Below are 19087 nucleotides of genomic sequence, written 5' to 3'. Positions count from 1 at the left end.
TACCATTAATTATGAAAATTAACACATCGTTTGAAACAATAGTATTGCTGCTATGTTTCTGTATATATTCTTGTGATGTTCTCGAAGAAAATCCCTTTGTTCAAACCGATACGGAAAATTACTACCAAAATGAAAATGATGCCTTGGATGGTTTAACCAGTGCATATGCACGTTTGAAAAGTGGAAATGGCTATTATAAACAAAAATTTTTGTCCACTCTTTTTGCTGCATCTGACCAAGGTTTATCTACATTTTTACTTAATAATTTTAAAAATGGAACAGTTACCTCAACAGACCCAAACACCATACCTATTTGGAAAGATATCTATTTGGCTATTCGTGATGCCAATAATGTGATTGCTAAAGTTCCAGCAATTGCCATGGACGAAGAATTTAAAGAAAGAATTATTGGTGAAGCAAAATTTTTACGAGGTCTCCATTATTTTAACTTAGTGCGTTGTTTTGGGGAAGTTCCTTTAAGAATTACACCAGTAGATGCAAGTGAAGCTCAGCAAGGTCTTCCTTTATCTTCAATTTCAGACATTTATACTAGTATTATTGGGGATTTACAATATGCAGCTGATAATTGTTGGGATCGAAACGAATCAAGGAATGGTGAAGTTAATAACCTAGGACGAGCCACTAAAGCTTCGGCCAATGCTTTGTTGGCTAAAGTATATCTTCGAATGGCTTCATGCAAACGTACAGCACTTGAAGGTATTGAAGGAAATAATAAATATTTAGAATTATCCGAATCAGTATCTACCTATTATCAATCAGCTAAAGAACATTGCGACGCTGCTTTGATCGATACCGGATTTGGCCTCAGTAGTAATTTAGAAAATTGGGTGTCTATTTTTGATGCTGATAATGGAAATAACTCTGAAATGCTATTTGATGTTCAAGGATCTGATGAAATCGGACAAGGTACAGCTGTTTCTAATCTTTTCACTCCCCGAAATTCTGGATTAAGTGGCACAGGTTTTGGCGGGAGTAATAAATTGAAACCCCGATTTGTAAATTTTCATCTTAACAAGGATGATCCTAGATTTCAAAATTCAATTTTGAGAGAATACCAAAATACTAACTGGTCGTTTTCAATAAATAATGCAAGCACAGCTTATGTGCCTTCATCTTTGAGTACTGGTGTTGCTGCCAATTGGAGGTTATGGCAAGTGTGGACGGCAAAATATCTCGATACGGGAGCAACAACAGCATATACAAGTCGTCAAAATTGGCACATCATAAGGCTGGCAGATGTTTATTTAATGCGTGCGGAGGCTTTGGCAGAACTAAGTCAGAACCCAGATTTGGCATCTCAAGACATCAATAGCCTGAGGTCTAGAGTAGGAATGGTCAATTTCAATGGTGCAGGAATGACAATGGATGCTTTTAGAACTGCTTTATTAGAAGAAAGAGCTGTTGAGTTATACATGGAAGGTCATCGTTTTTTTGATCTTACACGATTTGGAGTCTATGATGAATACTGTTCGAATGTTTTGGGTACTACTTCAGGGCAATATGTTCAAGGTGCAATTGGTCAAAGACAGCCAGAAGACTATACTTGGCCAATTCCAATTTCTGAAACAGCCGCTAATTCTAATATAAACTAAATTATATGCGTTTTTCTACTTTACTAATCATATTTACTTTTATTTTTAGTACAGCATGCTCAAGTACTAAGTCTAATAATAATTCTATAGCTCCTAATTTTATTTTGATCCTTTCAGACGATCAAGGATGGAACGGCACTTCTGTTCAAATGATGGATGATGTACCACAATCAAAAAGTGATTATCACGAAACACCAAATTTAGAACGCCTTGCTAATCGAGGCATGCGATTCTCATCGGCCTATGCAAGTGCCCCTGTCTGTTCTCCATCACGGTACAGTATTCAATTTGGTCAAACACCAGCGCGCCTGAAAATGATTCGCGTGGGAATGAATACCAACCACATCAATCATCAAGCTTCTAATACCATACCTAAACTATTAAAAGAAATCAATAAGAATTATAAATCAGCTCATTTTGGCAAGTGGGGTATTGATGTCCACCCCTCCGTTCTTGGATATGATGAAAGTGATGGGATAACAGGAAATAGAGATGGGGTCTTCAACCATAAATCAAACCGTAAGCAGTGGCAAAATAATGTTGACGAGGATCCTAAAAAAATATTCAGTACAACTGATAGAGCGATCGATTTTTTAGAACGCCAAGCAATTTCAAAACAACCATTTTTTATGCAGGTTTCGCATTATGCTGTTCACTCTGATATAATGATGCGTCAAAAAACAATTGATAAATATATGGAAAAGCCTAGAGGAAAGTACCAAAAACACGCTGGTTTTGCTGCTATGACAGAAGATTTAGACCATGGAGTTGGTTTGTTGCTCGATCGATTGAAGGCTTTAGGGTTAGACAAAAACACTTATGTTATATACACTTCTGATAATGGTGCTGTTCCAGTCATGCCCCCAAAACCTAAATATAATAGGGGATCTAACTTTCCCTTAAGTCGTGGAAAGTGGGATGCTATGGAAGGTGGTATTCGAGTTCCATTTGTCATATCAGGCCCTAAGATTACAGCTGGGATAGAGTCAGACACTCCTATAACGCACTCAGATTTATTACCAACAATTATTGATTTAGCAGGAAATAGATTACCTTCTCAAGAACTTATTGATGGGGGGAGTTTTAAATCAGTTCTTGAGCAAAATGGGCATGGAGATGTTTCTCGTTTCTCCAGAGGATTAATATTTCATGTTCCTTATGAAAATGGAATAGCACTTAAAAGAGCACATTCAGCCATCATAATTGACGATTTTAAGTTGATTAAATTTCATGACAACAATGAGGTTATGTTATTTAATCTTAAAACCGATTTTGAGGAGCAAGTAAATTTAGTTAATTCACAACCTCAAAAACTTCAGCTCCTTGAAAATACTTTGGATGCTTATTTGCATAAGGTAAAGGCCCCAAAATGGAAACCAGGAATTTCTTGGAAACAGGGAACTATAGAAAAAATAAATTCCTTCCATTAGCCCCTACAGTTCAGCAAAACGCTACTAACTACTGGCTTTGGTTAATTAATTTAATAATCTGAACAAATTATCAACCACACAATATTGTTGGGTTTATAGTTTTACAATAATAAAACTATTAATATAAGCATGAAAAAAAATATTTTAATATTACTATTCTCACTATTAGCTACCATCTCATTTGCTCAGGAAGATTCAGTTAGTAAAGCATTAGAAATCACAAAATTAATGACTGAAGCACTTTCTTTGGATGAAAAACAGAAAATGAAAGTCTATAAAATTCAACTTAATCGTTTTCAAGAAGTTGCTTCTATTCGAAACGAGTACAATGATGATATACAAACAAGAAAAGAAGAATTAAGAAAAGCATTCAATCGATTGTATGGAAAATTAACCAAAGCTCTTGGTAAAGAAAAAATGCAACAATGGGCTGAATATAAACAGTACAACTAAAACAAAAAAACATGAAAAAAATTACACTATTTATTTTTACAATTTTCACGACCATTATTACCGCTCAATCCGTAGCTATTGGAAATTCAGGTTTGTTTTCTACAACGAACAATCCAACATGGACACACGTCACAACTCTTACTGTCGCAGATGATGGAGCTGAAAGTCAAGCTGCGCAAACATTAGAAATTAACATTACAAATTTACCTGCTGGAGCTAAATATCGAGTTTATAAAACTACTGCAAATGGTGGTGATTTCTTTGGAGTTGCGCAAGACCTAGCTATGGGTAATAACACAATCACTGTTGGAGCAGTCACTTTTAATCGTGCTGTCAAAATTCAGTTTAATAATGATACAATTGAGTTTGATTCACTTTCCGTAAATGAAGAAAACCTACACCCAGGACAAAGCGGAGGTACTGATGACTGTGTTGGAACATCAGCTTTATTTACATCTGGTAATGTTGCTTACCCATATGTTTTAACCTCTACTTTAGCTAGTGCTGGTGCCTCCAGTCAAGCTGCCCAAACATTACAAATTAATATAACAAGCCTTCCTGAAGGTGGTGCAAACTATCGAGTGGCTAAAACAGTAGCTAATGGAAACTGGAATAATAGCAACGCTTTTTCTTTAAGTCTTGGACTAAACACAAAAACGGTTGCAGCAGTATCTTTCGATCGTACAGTTAAATTTCAATTTGACAGTGCAGAAATTTGTTACTCATCATTGGTTTTGAATGGTACGGAATTACTAGGCCTAGACGATTTAAGCTTTTCAGATATTATGATTTATCCTAATCCTGCAACAGATAACATCTATATTGAGGGTGCTCAAAACATCAAGTCTATTAAAGTATATTCAATTTTAGGGAGTTTAGAAAAAGAAGTTTTCAATACGAATCAAGTTGATATTTCTGATCTATCCACTGGAATTCATTTGATTAAAGTAGATAATGGAACTGTCTTCACTAAAAAGATCATAAAACAATAAATTATAACATCAAAAAAAGCTGATAAATTCATATACAACTTGAATTTATCAGCTTTTTTAATATCTATTAAATTGCAACTGTGTATTTGAATAAAGTTTTACTTGTTATTTTTTCTACAACTACCTTTCTAGGGTTTAGTCAAAAAAACACATCATCATCTTCAAAGCCAAATATTGTATTCATTTTTTCTGATGATCACGCAACCAATGCCATATCTGCGTATGGGGGGCTTTTTAAGGACCTTGCACCCACACCAAATATAGACCGCATTGCAAATGAAGGAGCGCTGCTCGAAAATGCGTTGTGCACTAATGCTATTTGTGGGCCAAGTAGGGCATCAATTCTGACGGGAAAATACAGCCATGTAAATGGATATTACAAAAATTATAAAGGCGGTGTTTTTGACAGCAAACAATGGACGTATCCGCAGGCGCTAAAAGAGTCGGGGTACCAAACAGCTTTAGTTGGTAAATGGCATTTAGCATCAGAGCCTGTTGGATTTGACTATTATAAATACCACATTTCTAAAGGACAACAAGGCTTGTACTGGAACCCTATTTACAATGACAATGGCAAAAAAATCAAAGAAAAAGGTTATGCTACTAATTTAACAACTGATTTTGCATTGGATTGGTTAGAAAAAAGAGACCAAAATCAACCATTTTGTTTGTTGTTGCAATACAAAGCTCCACATAGACAATGGGCTCCTGATACTAAATATGAGAATTTGTGGAAAAATCAGGAAATGCCTTATCCTTCTAATTTTGATGACAACTACCAAGGAAGGGAACGTACTGCAGGCAATACCGAAATGACAATGGATTATTTCAGCAGGCGGGATATGAAAATGATTCCCCCAGATTCTCTGACGAAAAAAGAACGCAACAAATGGTTTCAATTTGGCTTCAAACCCGGTCAAGTTGTTACCCCAATTAAAGGATTAAACAGCCAAGAAATACGGCAATGGAAATATCAAAAATACATCAAAGATTATCTGGCAACCATTAAATCTGTGGATGACAATATTGGACGGGTATTGTCCTATTTGACCGAAAATGGTTTAGAGGAAAATACAATTGTTATTTATAGTTCAGATCAAGGGTTTTTCTTAGGCGAACACGGATTTTTTGACAAGCGTTTTATGTATGAGGAGTCATTGCATATGCCATTTGTTATTCGTTATCCAGAAAAAATACAACCAGGTACAGTTATAGATGATATTGTTTTAAATATTGATTTTGCACCCACTTTACTGGATATGGCGGGCATTCCAATTCCTGATGAGGTACAGGGAAAAAGTTTTTTTAACAATTTAAAAGGGGAAACTCCCAAAGATTGGCAAAAATCTATGTACTATCACTATTACGAATACCCTTACTACCACCGTGTTCAGCCGCATTATGGTATAAGAAACCAAAGGTATAAGTTAATTCATTTTTATTATGATGTCGATATTTGGGAGTTTTATGATCTTCAAAAAGATCCATCGGAAATGAATAATTTAATAAATAATAAGTCATATTATACGTTGATAGAACATTTAAAAAAAGAACTCTATGATTTAAAAAAAGGCTATGGTAATACGCTTACATTAGAAGAGTTAAGGATTATCTCTGATTCTGATTTTGGGGGTTTAGAATCCTCTAAAAAAAAATAAAATGAAACATTTCGAAGAAAGAGAATTATTTAATAAAATCACAAAACAGATTAAAATTAACAGCAGCAAAATGATCCAAGATGTTAATTTAAAGTGTCAAAAAGAAGCTAATGAAGCGAAAAAGAAGGGAGAATAATTCTTACCGATTTTGTTAATATAAATCCAATAAATAATAAATGAAACAGAATATTTTAATTCTCAAAAATTTAATCTATAAATTATATTTTTGTCCTCAAATTTTACATTGTTTTACCCAATTGTTTTATTTAATTTCAATCTGCCAAACTACATTTGTGATATCAATAATGAACAAAAAAGATGTCATTATTTAGCAGTTGTATAAAACAACGAAGTAATTTTTTTAATCACATTTATTTAATTGTGATGTTTTCACCCCACTTTTTACATGCTCAAGATTATTACTGGACTGGTAGTGAAGGAGATCATGATTTTTTTAATGAATTAAACTGGTATAATGCTGGTTTAGGGCAATCTCCTCAAAGCGGTACTATAGATCCTAATCAACCCATTGCTTACGACCTTTTATTGTCCTGTGACGCAAGTGCGCTTTCGTCTCCTATTGATGGTATAGTTTTTGAAACTAATAAAACATTATACATCTCAAGTGGTGTCCTTAATGCAAATAGTTTTTCTGGTGGTACATTAGTTATAAATGAAGATTCCTATGTGCATCTACACGCTTATGAACCGCTAATTAACAATGCTATTGTTCACTTCAATTCCCCATCGAGCTGGTTGCGTTTACAAAATGTCACCCCTAATCTTGCTTATGATGTTTATTTATCATCTTTTTTCATTAATGATGAAAGTGCTCAATACCAAATAAATTTACGAATGGACAATTATTATGACACTGGCACTGTTGTTAGATCATACAACTCGGATTTTTCACCGTTAACCATTTATTCTGATCAAAATATCATAGGCTTATCAGCTAATATTAAAGTTGGTCAAATATATAATGGTTCTTCTATTCCAAATCAATTGAACAATAATATTCAATCTTTTTATTTAAAGAGAGGATACATGCTTACCTTGGCGGTTAATGAGGACGGAACAGGAAAGAGTAAAGTTTTTATTGCTTCAGAAACAGACTTAGAAATTCATATTTTACCTAATTTTCTTCAACAAGATGGTGTTTCTTTTTTAAGAGTCGTTCCATGGAACTGGGTGTCAAAAAAAGGTACAGCAGGAGACATATCAGGTTTAAATAACACTTGGTTTTATAGATGGAATAATCAAGGTTTTTCTGATTTACAACGCGAATACACGCCTATGGCTTGGGGTTACGGCGCTGCCAACGATGATAGTGATATAGAATTATACATCTCAAAATATAAAAGTACCCATGTTTTAGGTTTCAATGAGCCCGACGATTGTGACGGGCAATCCGGACAGTACAACGATTTATGCGATGTGTCTGTTGCTATTTCAGTCTATGAAAACTTATTGAAAACAGGATTTCGTTTAGCTTCTCCAGCTTGTAGACAAGGCGCAGTGTTCAATTGGCTAAATAATTTCTATCAAGCTGCTGTTGAAAATGATATCAGAATCGATGTTATCGCTGTTCATTGGTATGATTGGGGGTCAAATCCTCAAAGCACACCCAATGCTAACCCAAATACTATTTTCAACCGTTTTAAGACCTATTTAGAAGACGTTTATGACCTTTATGGCTTACCGGTATGGATTACAGAATTTAATGGTAATAAATACAGATCTACGGAAACAAATCGGCAATTTATGGAGCTCGCAGTTCCCTATCTCGAGAGTGTTAGTTTTGTAGAACGCTATGCATGGTTTGAACCACAAAATACCATCATAGCTGATGATCCTGGAAATGCAGAGTTTTTTGATGAAGACATGAACCTAACAGACCTTGGAGTATATTATAAAAATTACCCGTCAACAGCATCTGTTCCATTACCTTATCACACTGGAGTTAATAATTTAACTGCTCAAGAGGATGTAAATCATTATAGTCCTATTTGTATACCTGCTAACTCATTGTCAATTGAAAATGAAGCCCAAGCTAAAAATCCAACTTTAAAAGTTTTTCCTAACCCAGCAACCGATAAATTGAAAATCCTTTTTTCAGAGACTATAAAATCGATCAAATTATATACTGTTAATGGGATATTCATTAAAAAAAAGGTCGTAAATGGCTACATTGACATTTCTGATTTAGCAAAAGGGCTATATTTTTTATCTTTAAACCAACATAATATAAAATTTTTAAAACATTAAAATGAATATTCTAAAGAACACCCTCACACAAACTAATATCATAAAAATGGTCGTTTTAAGTGCCGTACTGATGCTGTTTTTTTCTTTTAAAACCGCTAATGATGATGATCCTATATACTTAGATCCTTCTAAGTCAGTAGAAGCTCGTGTAGCTGATTTAATGAACAGAATGACTTTAGAAGACAAGGTGTATCAAATGAACCAATTTGTCGGATTGGAACATATGAAAAAAGGAAATCCAGACGATGACAAAGAAAATAATGATGCACAGGGCTTTTATAAAACACTTTCTGTAAATGATGTTTCCAAGATGTGCGAAGAAGGAAAAATAGGTTCTTTTTTACATGTTTTAACAGCTAAAGAAGCTAATTACTTGCAAGAATTAGCATTAAAATCACCGCTAAAAATTCCTGTTTTAATTGGAATTGATGCCATACACGGAAATGCTTTGGTTTCAGGCACATCGGTATACCCATCACCAATAGGATTAGCATCGACTTGGAGTGATGATTTTTTATATACCATTGGAAAACAAACTGCTAAAGAAATGCGTGCTACAGGTAGTCATTGGACTTTTACCCCAAACATAGATATACTTAGAGATCCGCGGTGGGGACGTGTTGGAGAAACATTTGGAGAAGACCCATTTATGGTTGGTAATATGGGGGCAGCTATGATTCAAGGATTTCAGCAAGATGATTTTACTGGAACAGAAAAAGTAATCGCTTGTGCAAAACATATGATTGGTGGGGGAGAATCAATTAATGGGTTAAATTCAGCCCCAGCCGATATCTCCGTTCGTACTCTAAGAGAAGTTCATTTACCACCCTATAAAAAAGCCATTGATGCTGGTGTATATTCCATTATGGCAGCTCATAATGAGATTAATGGTATTCCATCTCACATGAGTAAGTGGTTAATGACCGATGTTTTACGTAATGAATGGGAGTTTCAAGGTTTTTATGTAAGTGATTGGCTAGATATTGAACGAATTAACACATTGCACCATACTGCAAATGATATGAAACAAGCCTCTTATTTATCCGTTGATGCTGGTATGGATATGCACATGCATGGGCCATTCTTTACAGATGCAGTTATAGCTTCGGTAAAAGAAGGAAAACTTTCAATAAATCGTGTAAATGATGCATGTCGTAAAATTTTGACAGCGAAATTTAAATTAGGGTTATTTGAAAATCGATTTGTAGATCTAGAGAAAAAAGGAGAATTACTTTTCACAGATGAACATAAAGAGACTGCATTAGAATCTGCAAGGAAAGGGATCGTATTGCTAAAAAACAATGGAATATTACCTTTGCAAAAAACAACTTCAAAAAAGAAAATATTTGTAACAGGACCCAATGCAAACAACCAATCTATTTTGGGCGATTGGCATGCGGTTCAACCTGATGAAAACGTTATTACTATATATGAAGGTATTAAAACCTTAGGAGAATCCAAAGGCTATGATGTAAGCTTTTTTAATTCAGGAGAAAATATTAGAAATATTAAAAGCTCTAAAATTAAAGAAGCCTCAGAAATAGCAAAGAGTGCTGATTATGCAATTGTTGTTGTAGGAGATAATTCTATGCGCTACAAATGGAAAGATAAAACGGCAGGCGAAAATATGGCCAGAGCATCTTTGAATTTATTTGGTAAGCAATTAGATTTAGTAAAAGCTATTAGAGAAACAGGCACTCCCGTTATTGTTGTTTTGGTAAATGGTAAACCTATTTCTGAACCTTGGCTTCAAAAAAATATTCCTGCTCTTTTAGAATCATGGGAACCTGGAAATTTAGGAGGTCAAGCGGTGGCTGAAATTTTATTTGGAGATGTGAATCCAAGTGGAAAATTGCCTTTAACTGTAGCAAGGAGTGTTGGACAGTTAAGAATGATATACAACCACAAACCCTCTGCTTATTTTCATAAATATGCAGACGAGAAAAACACGCCTTTATATCCTTTTGGATTTGGTTTAAGTTATACGACATACAGTTACAGCGCACCAAAATTATCAAGCGGTACATTCAAAAAGGATGAAACTCTATCCGTTACATTTGATGTTACGAATACTGGGGAAATTGATGGCGAGGAAATCGTTCAAATGTACATACGGGATAAAGTTAGTAGCGCTACAAGACCCGTAAAAGAACTCAAAGGCTATCAGCGTGTGGCGTTAAAAGCAGGGGAAACAAAAACCGTAAGTTTCGATATAGATGCCGAAAGTTTAGCGTTTTATGATATCAATATGGCCTATTGTGTTGAGCCTGGTGAGTTTACTATAATGACAGGATCTTCGTCAAACGATGAAGATTTAAAATTAACTACTTTAGAAGTCACTAACAGAATTGAATTATAAAATGAAACATTTTAAATTTACTATTATAGCTTGTCTTTTAGTTTTTTTTGGTTGTAAATCAACTAAGGGAAACAAGACCTTGACAACTCCCAAAAAAAATATATTATTTTTAATGGTAGATGATTTACGACCAGAATTAAATATTTATGGGCACAATCAAATAATCAGTCCAAATATTGATGCCTTGGCTAACTCAGGTGTTACTTTTAATAGAGCCTATTGCAATGTGCCGGTATGTGGAGCATCAAGAGCAAGTTTATTGACCGGAATAAGGCCTACTTCAAATCGTTTTTTAACATATTTTTCAAGTATAAAAAAGGAAACGCCAAATGTATTAAACCTAGTACAGCACCTAAAAAATCAAGGGTATACAACTATCAGTAATAACAAAATCACACATTTAAAAAATGATATTGACGAATGGGATGAAGAATGGTATCCCTACAAAAATGGCTGGAGAAATTATATTTCTGAAGAAAATATTGGTCTAGAAAAGAATGGAAAACATGGGTATCCGTATGAAAATATTGATGTTAAAGATGATGCCTATAACGATGGAAAAACAGCGAATAAGTCTATTGAAGACCTTAAGCAATTAAAAGCAGATGGGAATCCATTTTTCTTAGCTGTTGGTTTTGTAAAACCCCATTTACCTTTTAATGCCCCAAAAAAATATTGGGATTTATATGATCCCAAAAGCATTGAACTTCCAGAAAATTTGATTTTTCCAAAATCAGCTCCTGAGATTGCAAATCATAAGTGGGGAGAATTACGCTATTACAACGGTATTCCAAAAAAAGGACAAGTTTCTGATGCCGTTGCAAAAAAACTTATTCATGGCTATTATGCTTCTGTAAGTTATGTGGATGCCCAAGTTGGTAAAGTTTTAAGAGCCCTCAAAAACTTAGGCTTATATGAAAACACTGTTGTTGTTTTAGTAGGAGATCATGGTTGGAGCTTAATGGAACATGGCCTATGGGTAAAACACAGTAATTTTGAGGTTGCACTTCAAGTTCCTTTAATTATAAGTGCACCCAATACCCCAAGCAATAAACGCAGTAATTCTATTGCTGAATTGGTTGATTTATATCCAACGATATGCGAATTGGCAAATATTCCTATTCCACCTCATTTAGATGGTGAGTCTTTAGTTGAAGCGCTTCAAAGACCTTCAAAAATATTCAAGAATACAGCTTTGGCGCGCTATCAAAAGGGAGAAACTCTAATTGCAGATCATTTATTTTATACAGAATGGCAAAGAAAAGATAAAACAATCGCCAAAATGCTATACGATCATTCTACCGATCCAGACGAAAATAGAAATTTGGCAATCGAGGCGTCATTCGCAGGGACTGTAGACAGTTTGAGTGTAATTTTAAATAACAGATTAAAATTAATTAAATAAAAAAAATCGTATTCAATTATTATATCTCAGCTTATTAACTAATATGTTTTATTTTTGAGATATAAATTACAAATTGTGACGTGTGTTTTTTTAATTTTGGTTGATAAATTTATAATGAAATGAAATTTAGCAGTAGTACGAAAGGTCAAATAATATTTATTTTATTCATTATACTTCTTAATCAATCGTGTAAAAATCATACACAAATAAAAAAAGAGGAGCAAATTTCACAAATCCCCGGTATGGTTTGGATTCCTGGCGGCATTTATGACATGGGGGCCTCAGATAGCGATCGTATGGCACTATCCCACGAAAAGCCCAAACACACAGTAAAGGTGGATGGATTTTATATGGACGAGACCGAAGTCACCAATGCACAGTTTTCTAGATTCATTCAAGCCACAAATTATATAACAACTGCAGAGCGACCAGTGGATTGGGAATTAATCAAACAACAATTGCCTCCAGGCACCCCAAAGCCTCACGATTCACTTTTATTACCAGGATCTCTTTTGTTTAAAAAAACAAAAGAATCGGTGCCTAATCTCTATGACTTTTCGCAGTGGTGGCGTTGGACCAATGGGGCCAATTGGAAACAACCAGAGGGGAAGGGGAGCAGTATAGACGGAAAAGATAATCACCCTGTTGTTCATGTATCCTATGAAGATGCTATGGCTTATTGTCATTGGGCTGGTAGGCGATTACCCACTGAAGCAGAGTGGGAGTTTGCGGCACGTGGCGGTAAACGAGATAAGATTTATTTTTGGGGCGATTTAACGGATAAATTATCATCCTATGTCAACAGCTGGGAAGGGGAGTTCCCTGTGGATAACACCCAAGCCGATGGCTTTGAAAAAAGTGCACCTGTAAAAACCTATCCTCCAAACGGTTATGGGCTTTATGAAATTTCTGGCAACGTATGGGAATGGACTAGTGATTGGTATAGCAGTCAGTACTATCAATACTGTAAAGAAAATTCAATAACTAATAATCCGAAAGGACCTAATGAGGCCTTTAATCCCAATAATCCGTATATAGATGAGCGTATAATTAGAGGTGGCTCTTTTTTATGCAATGCCTCCTATTGTGCCAGTTACAGAGTATCTTCAAGAATGGCCACTGATCCAAATACGTCTTTAGAACATTTGGGTTTTAGAACAGTGATGGACTTAAAAAAGGAATAGTTATAAATTAGTTCAATAACTTCGATAAAGTTCGAACATTCGTAAGTTTGGGTCACTAAATCGAAGAATTGATGTAAAGGAATTGGTTCTCCTTTTTTTATTTAATTAACTATATTTCAGTTTGCCAGCCTTAAATTTTAAGAATATAAACTTAGACTTTTTTCATAGTAGATGAAGTCACCATATTCATTTCTATTCCTTGAGCAGAAATAGTCATTTCAATGGTCGCATTAGTTTGAATCCCACTGCTAATTTCTACAGTCGATTTCCCGATTATGGTACCTACTCCGATTCCCGATACATCTCCCGATACATCTAAATAAATCATTCCGTCAGAAATGCTAGTGACCGTATACTTTGTAACAATTTTCATTCCTTGATTGTCAGCTTCAGACACCCATGAGGAGCCAACAGACACAGCTTCATCTGGAAAATTAATCGCATTTTGACTTCCTGTAAATTGCTCCATACCGGGCAGAGTTGGTTCAACTTTTAATTCTAAAACGTTCCCATAACGGTCTACAGAGTTATATATAGTTGCTTTTAAAATTGGGTCAAATTGTGACTTCATCATTTGCCCCATTTGATCTAATTCTTCACTAGACTTATTTGAATCATAATCCATAACCATACCACCTTGGTTCATATTCATAGCAATCGATTTTATTTTCGATTCTAACATAATTAATTCATCGTCTACACTGTTAACATTTGAGTTCATTTTCATCGTCATACTCATTCCGCCTTGTTCACCCATATTTTGCTCTAACTCAATAGATGTAATATAGTTATCACCTTGATTGTAATTTAAACGTAATAAAACGGATTCTTGAGTTGCAGCTGTAAAAGAGATTGTTAGTAACGCTAATAAAATAAATTTTCTCATTGTTTGGTCTTTTTAATTTTTATCAAATTTAGTAATTATTCTTTGTCATATTTTTGAAAAATTTCATTTTGTTTTGTAAAAATTGGTTTTATTTTTAACTTGCAAGATAAAATCAATTTAAAATTATATGAAAAAAATTAATTTTTTAGTCATTCTTTCAATATTCTTTATTGGATGCACAACAACTGTCTCAAATGATGTAAATACATTAATAAATGGTGGGAAAATTCTAAATGGCCCAAATACTGGCGCCACTTACACATTTGCTAGTGACGAAGTTGGACAATTAGCGCTCAATTTTTCAGATGCTTTTGTGCGAAAAGATATGGATTTCCTGTCGACTGATCATTTTACAGATTCAATTTTTTTCTATCCTGAGAAAGGTTTAGAAAAAGTAGTAATGGATTTAGAAACAGGGAAAAAATTAATTCAGGCCATGCACGAGCCCTATGACTCAATAACGCGTTGGGTCTATGATGTCATGCCTGTCGTTCCGTCCTATGATAAAGAACTAACAATTGTTATGTTCCCATTTACAGAAAAGCGTTATAAGAAGGACGGTACTGTTGAAAAATTTAGATTCTATGAACGACACTACATCAGAAATGGAAAAATCACAGGAGTTAGAAAGTGGAGTCAAGAGGAATAATCATTATCTATAAAAGTCAAGCTCTAAAAATTAGGTTCAAGTTCTACTTGAAATTAGAACTCTCGTAAGTTTGGTCACTAAATCGGAGAATTGATGCACTGGAATTGGTTCTCCAGTTAAATAATAGGGCTCCTTCAAAAAATCTTTAAATAGTCATATGCTTCAGTTCTTCAATAGTTTTTGAAGGATTCTCACTTTTAAACACAAAGCTACCAGCTACCAGTATATCAGCACCAGCAGATTTGAGTTTTTTAGCATTAGCTGAAGTGACACCCCCATCGATTTCGATTTTAGTAGACGCATTTTTCTTGTCTATTAGAGCCTTTAACTGTTTTACTTTTTCATAAGTATTCTCGATAAAACTTTGCCCTCCAAAGCCAGGGTTTACACTCATTATACACACCAAATCGATGTCTTGAATGGTGTCTTGTAAAACATTAACATTCGTATGAGGATTCAAGGCGACTCCAGCTTTCATGCCTTCACTTTTGATGGCTTGAATAGTGCGGTGCAAATGTGTGCATGCTTCGTAATGCACTGTAAGAATGTCGCTGCCTAAATCAGCAAATGTTTTGATGTAGCGATCGGGATCTACAATCATCAAGTGTACATCTACTGTTTTTTTAGCGTATCTAGTGATTGCTTTTAACACGGGCATACCAAAAGAAATATTGGGAACAAACACTCCGTCCATGATGTCGATATGAAACCAATCCGCTTGGCTGGAATTAACCATCTCTATGTCCCGTTGAAGGTTAGCAAAATCGGCAGCTAGAATGGAAGGTGCAATTAAAGATGAACTCATAATTTAATTTTAATACAACAAAAATAGGACAAAAAATAAACCCCTGCCAATGAGCGGGGGTTTTGTTATTAACCAAGGTAGGTTTTTAGTATTTTACTTCTTGAGGTGTGTTTTAATCGGCGTATCGCTTTTTCTTTTATTTGTCGAACACGTTCTCTTGTAAGGTCAAATGTTTCGCCAATTTCTTCTAAAGTCATAGGGTGTTGATTACCAAGACCAAAATACAAGCGGATTACATCGGCTTCACGAGGGGTTAGTGTTTCTAAAGCACGCTCAATTTCAGTTCTTAGAGATTCATGAAGCAATTCTTTGTCTGGATTAGGGGATTCCCCAGAACGTAATACATCATATAAATTGGAGTCTTCTCCTTCGACTAGGGGGGCATCCATGGAGACGTGACGGCCAGAATTTTTCATGGACTCTTTGACGTCATTTATAGTCATGTCTAACTCTTTAGCAATTTCTTCAGCACTTGGTGGGCGTTCATGCGATTGCTCAAGAAAAGCATAAGTTTTATTGATCTTATTAATCGATCCAATTTTGTTTAGCGGTAAACGGACAATTCGGGATTGCTCTGCAAGAGCTTGCAATATCGACTGGCGAATCCACCAAACCGCATAAGAAATAAACTTGAAACCACGGGTTTCATCAAAACGTTGAGCTGCTTTGATGAGACCTAAGTTCCCTTCATTAATTAAATCTGGAAGTGTTAAACCCTGATTTTGATATTGTTTGGCAACGGAAACAACAAAACGGAGATTGGCTTTAGTTAATTTTTCCAATGCGATTTGATCACCAGCTTTGATACGTTGTGCCAATTCTACTTCCTCATCGGCGGTAATTAAATCTACTTTTCCAATTTCCTGAAGATACTTATCTAGAGAAGCAGTTTCTCTGTTTGTAACTTGTTTTGTGATTTTGAGTTGTCTCATTTTGAAGGCTTCTTATTAAAAATTATTTTGGTCTCATTAGGTTATACGTCAAAAGCTTGATGAATGTTACAAAAAAAAGCCATTTTATTTGAAAATGGCTTTTTTAAATTATTAACAACTAGAATTATTTTAGTCGCGTCTTGGTTTTCTGTCATTACGTCGGTTGTCACGACCTCTGTTATTAGGCTTTCTGTCTCTTGGCGGACGTTCTACATAACCTTCTGGTTTAGGTAGAAGTGCTTTACGCGAAACTTTTTCTTTTCGTGTTCGCGAATCGATACCAAAATACTTCACGTCAAAAACGTCACCCATATTTACAACATCAGATACATTTTCTGTACGTTCCCATGCCAGTTCACTCACATGGAGTAACACTTCGTTTCCAGGAGCTTCAATATATTCTACTACAGCACCGAAATCTAGCATTTTTATGACTTTCACCTCATAAGCACTTCCAACTTCTGGCTTAAACATAATAGAATCTATTTTTGCTAAAACAGCATCAATACCATCTTGGTCTGTGCCTAATATTTCAACAATTCCTTCTTCAGTGACTGGATCTTCGTTGATCACAATTGTTGTTCCTGTCTCTTTTTGAAGTTCTTGAATCACTTTACCACCAGGACCAATTAGTGCGCCAATAAATTCATTTGGAATTATTCGGGTCACCATTTTTGGTGCATGCGCTTTCACATCTGCAGCAGGTGCTTCAATAGTATCTGTTAGTTTTTCTAAAATATGCAGTCGACCTTCACGTGCTTGATTTAGTGCATTGACTAAAATTTCGTACGATAAGCCTTTGACTTTGATGTCCATTTGACAAGCCGTAATCCCGTCTGCTGTTCCAGTGACTTTAAAATCCATATCTCCTAGATGATCTTCATCCCCTAAAATATCAGATAATACAGCGTATTTTCCTGAATCAGCATCAGATATAAGTCCCATTGCAATTCCAGAAACTGGTTTTTTCAGTTGAACCCCAGCATCCATAAGTGCCATAGTTCCAGAACAAACGGTGGCCATAGATGATGATCCGTTGCTTTCTAAAACTTCACTAACAACACGTACAGTATATGGGCAATCTTCTGGTACCATTCCCTTAAGTGCGCGTTGTGCTAAGTTTCCATGTCCTACTTCACGACGCGATGTTCCGCGAATTGGGCGAGCCTCACCAGTCGAGAAAGGAGGGAAGTTGTAATGTAAATAAAAACGCTCTTCGCCTTCATGAGATGGCATGTCAATCTGATTTGCATCTCTTGAAGTTCCTAGGGTTACGGTTGCCAAGGCTTGTGTTTCACCTCTAGTAAAAATTGACGAACCATGCGTAGATGGTAAATAGTCTACTTCACACCAAATAGGTCTGATTTCGTCTGTTTTTCTACCGTCCAAGCGCAATCCTTCGTTAAGCGTTAAATCACGTACAGCAGCTTTTTCTGCTTTTCTATAATACTTAGAAATTAATCCTCCGTACTCTTCTTGTTCCTCTTCTGTAAATGAATCTACAATCTCGTCTTTTATTTCTGAAAACGCTGCACTTCTTTCGTGTTTAGCGGAACCAGCTTTAGCCACTGCGTAGACTTTATCGTAGGCCATATCATGAACTTTTTGTGCTAAATCTTCGTCTGCACGCTCTGGTTCATACTCTCGAACTTCTTTTTTGCCAAATGCTTCAGCCAATCGTTCCTGTGCTGCACATTGTGCCTTAATGGCTTCATGTGCGAACTTAATGGCTTCAGTCATTTCTTCTTCAGATATTTCATCCATTTCCCCTTCTACCATCATGACAGAGTCAGCAGAAGCGCCAATCATCATATCGATATCAGATTCTTCTAGCTGTGCGCGAGTAGGATTAATAATAAATTCTCCATTGATACGCCCCACTCTAGCTTCAGAAATGGCACATTCAAAAGGAAAATCAGAAAGTTGAATTGCAGCAGATGCGGCTAACCCAGCCATAGCATCAGGCATTACATCTTCGTCATGAGACATCAACTGAATCATTACTTGAGTCTCTGAATGATAATCTTTTGGAAACAATGGACGTAATACACGATCAACAAGACGCATGGTTAGAACTTCACCATCACTTGGGCGCGCTTCTCTTTTGAAGAATCCGCCTGGATAGCGTCCTGCTGCAGCGAATTTTTCGCGGTAGTCTACTGTAAGAGGTAGAAAATCTACATCCGATTGTTTGTAATTGGAAACTACAGTACAAAGCAACATACATTTGCCAGATTGTACTACCACAGAGCCATGGGCTTGCTTGGCAAGTTTCCCTGTTTCGATAGAGATTTCTCTTCCATCGCCGAGGTCGATGACCTCTTTAAATACTTTTGGAATCATTTTATTTTTTTCTAATTAAACATTGGTGTTGTGTTGTTGTTGTGTGGTGTGACCAATGAAAAACTTTAATTAGCTTCTTCTATAGTTTGTGTAAAGATACACATAAAAAC

The 19087-nt window shown here is 35.5% G+C and carries 15 protein-coding genes; 11 read left to right on the top strand and 4 right to left on the bottom strand.

Going from position 1 to position 19087, the window contains the following annotated elements; all coding sequences use genetic code 11:
- Positions 1-11: 11 nt before the first annotated feature.
- The 10 genes from FORMA_RS03465 to FORMA_RS03425 all read left to right on the top strand — a co-directional run bounded on the left by FORMA_RS03465 (position 12) and on the right by FORMA_RS03425 (position 13362).
- Entirely contained in the window at positions 12-1613 is a 1602-nt protein-coding gene (locus FORMA_RS03465; protein WP_069674341.1) for a RagB/SusD family nutrient uptake outer membrane protein, read from the top strand.
- A gap of 5 nt (positions 1614-1618) precedes the next feature.
- Positions 1619-3043, top strand: coding sequence for a sulfatase (locus tag FORMA_RS03460; RefSeq protein WP_083236546.1), 1425 nt, complete (start codon positions 1619-1621; stop codon positions 3041-3043).
- Between the two features lie 129 nt (positions 3044-3172).
- Positions 3173-3496: a hypothetical protein gene (locus FORMA_RS03455; protein ID WP_069674339.1), complete on the top strand. Its 324-nt coding sequence runs from the start codon at positions 3173-3175 to the stop codon at positions 3494-3496.
- 11 nt (positions 3497-3507) lie between these two features.
- On the top strand, positions 3508-4488 hold the full coding sequence (locus FORMA_RS03450; protein WP_069674338.1) for a T9SS type A sorting domain-containing protein: 981 nt from the start codon (positions 3508-3510) through the stop codon (positions 4486-4488).
- Positions 4489-4574: 86 nt separating this feature from the next.
- Positions 4575-6146, top strand: a complete 1572-nt coding sequence (locus FORMA_RS03445) for a sulfatase family protein (RefSeq protein WP_231925005.1) — start codon at positions 4575-4577, stop codon at positions 6144-6146.
- A 1-nt stretch (position 6147) separates the two neighbouring features.
- Positions 6148-6282 carry a hypothetical protein gene (locus FORMA_RS09390; RefSeq protein ID WP_257784693.1) on the top strand — a complete coding sequence of 45 codons (135 nt, stop codon included), beginning with the start codon at positions 6148-6150 and terminating at the stop codon, positions 6280-6282.
- A gap of 248 nt (positions 6283-6530) precedes the next feature.
- Positions 6531-8414, top strand: a complete 1884-nt coding sequence (locus FORMA_RS03440; RefSeq protein WP_231925007.1) for a glycosyl hydrolase — start codon at positions 6531-6533, stop codon at positions 8412-8414.
- A gap of 1 nt (position 8415) precedes the next feature.
- Entirely contained in the window at positions 8416-10773 is a 2358-nt protein-coding gene (locus tag FORMA_RS03435) for a glycoside hydrolase family 3 N-terminal domain-containing protein (RefSeq protein WP_197500776.1), read from the top strand.
- A gap of 1 nt (position 10774) precedes the next feature.
- Positions 10775-12178 (top strand): sulfatase, encoded by a 1404-nt coding sequence (locus FORMA_RS03430; RefSeq protein WP_069674336.1) that lies wholly within the window; start codon positions 10775-10777, stop codon positions 12176-12178.
- Positions 12179-12297: 119 nt separating this feature from the next.
- A complete protein-coding gene (locus FORMA_RS03425; RefSeq protein ID WP_069674335.1) occupies positions 12298-13362 on the top strand; it encodes a formylglycine-generating enzyme family protein in 1065 nt (354 codons plus the stop codon).
- Positions 13363-13513: 151 nt separating this feature from the next.
- On the opposite strand, the gene FORMA_RS03420 is transcribed toward FORMA_RS03425, so the two are convergent.
- The gene (locus FORMA_RS03420) at positions 13514-14248 is read right to left on the bottom strand and encodes a hypothetical protein (protein ID WP_069674334.1); all 735 of its coding nucleotides are present in this window, start codon (positions 14246-14248) and stop codon (positions 13514-13516) included.
- Between the two features lie 127 nt (positions 14249-14375).
- Here FORMA_RS03420 and FORMA_RS03415 point away from each other — a divergent pair, with 127 nt between their 5' ends.
- Positions 14376-14897, top strand: a complete 522-nt coding sequence (locus tag FORMA_RS03415; protein ID WP_069674333.1) for a hypothetical protein — start codon at positions 14376-14378, stop codon at positions 14895-14897.
- A gap of 145 nt (positions 14898-15042) precedes the next feature.
- Here FORMA_RS03415 and rpe read toward each other — a convergent pair whose 3' ends face one another.
- The 3 genes from rpe to FORMA_RS03400 form a co-directional block, all read right to left on the bottom strand.
- A complete protein-coding gene (gene rpe / locus FORMA_RS03410) occupies positions 15043-15702 on the bottom strand; it encodes a ribulose-phosphate 3-epimerase (protein ID WP_069674332.1) in 660 nt (219 codons plus the stop codon).
- 68 nt (positions 15703-15770) lie between these two features.
- On the bottom strand, positions 15771-16634 hold the full coding sequence (locus tag FORMA_RS03405) for a sigma-70 family RNA polymerase sigma factor (protein ID WP_069674331.1): 864 nt from the start codon (positions 16632-16634) through the stop codon (positions 15771-15773).
- A 129-nt stretch (positions 16635-16763) separates the two neighbouring features.
- Positions 16764-18977, bottom strand: a complete 2214-nt coding sequence (locus FORMA_RS03400; RefSeq protein WP_069674330.1) for a polyribonucleotide nucleotidyltransferase — start codon at positions 18975-18977, stop codon at positions 16764-16766.
- Positions 18978-19087: the final 110 nt, after the last annotated feature.

Origin of the sequence: Formosa sp. Hel3_A1_48 (genome assembly GCF_001735715.1) — a bacterium.
Lineage (GTDB): Bacteria > Bacteroidota > Bacteroidia > Flavobacteriales > Flavobacteriaceae > UBA3537.
This window is presented reverse-complemented; position numbering and strand designations above follow the sequence as displayed.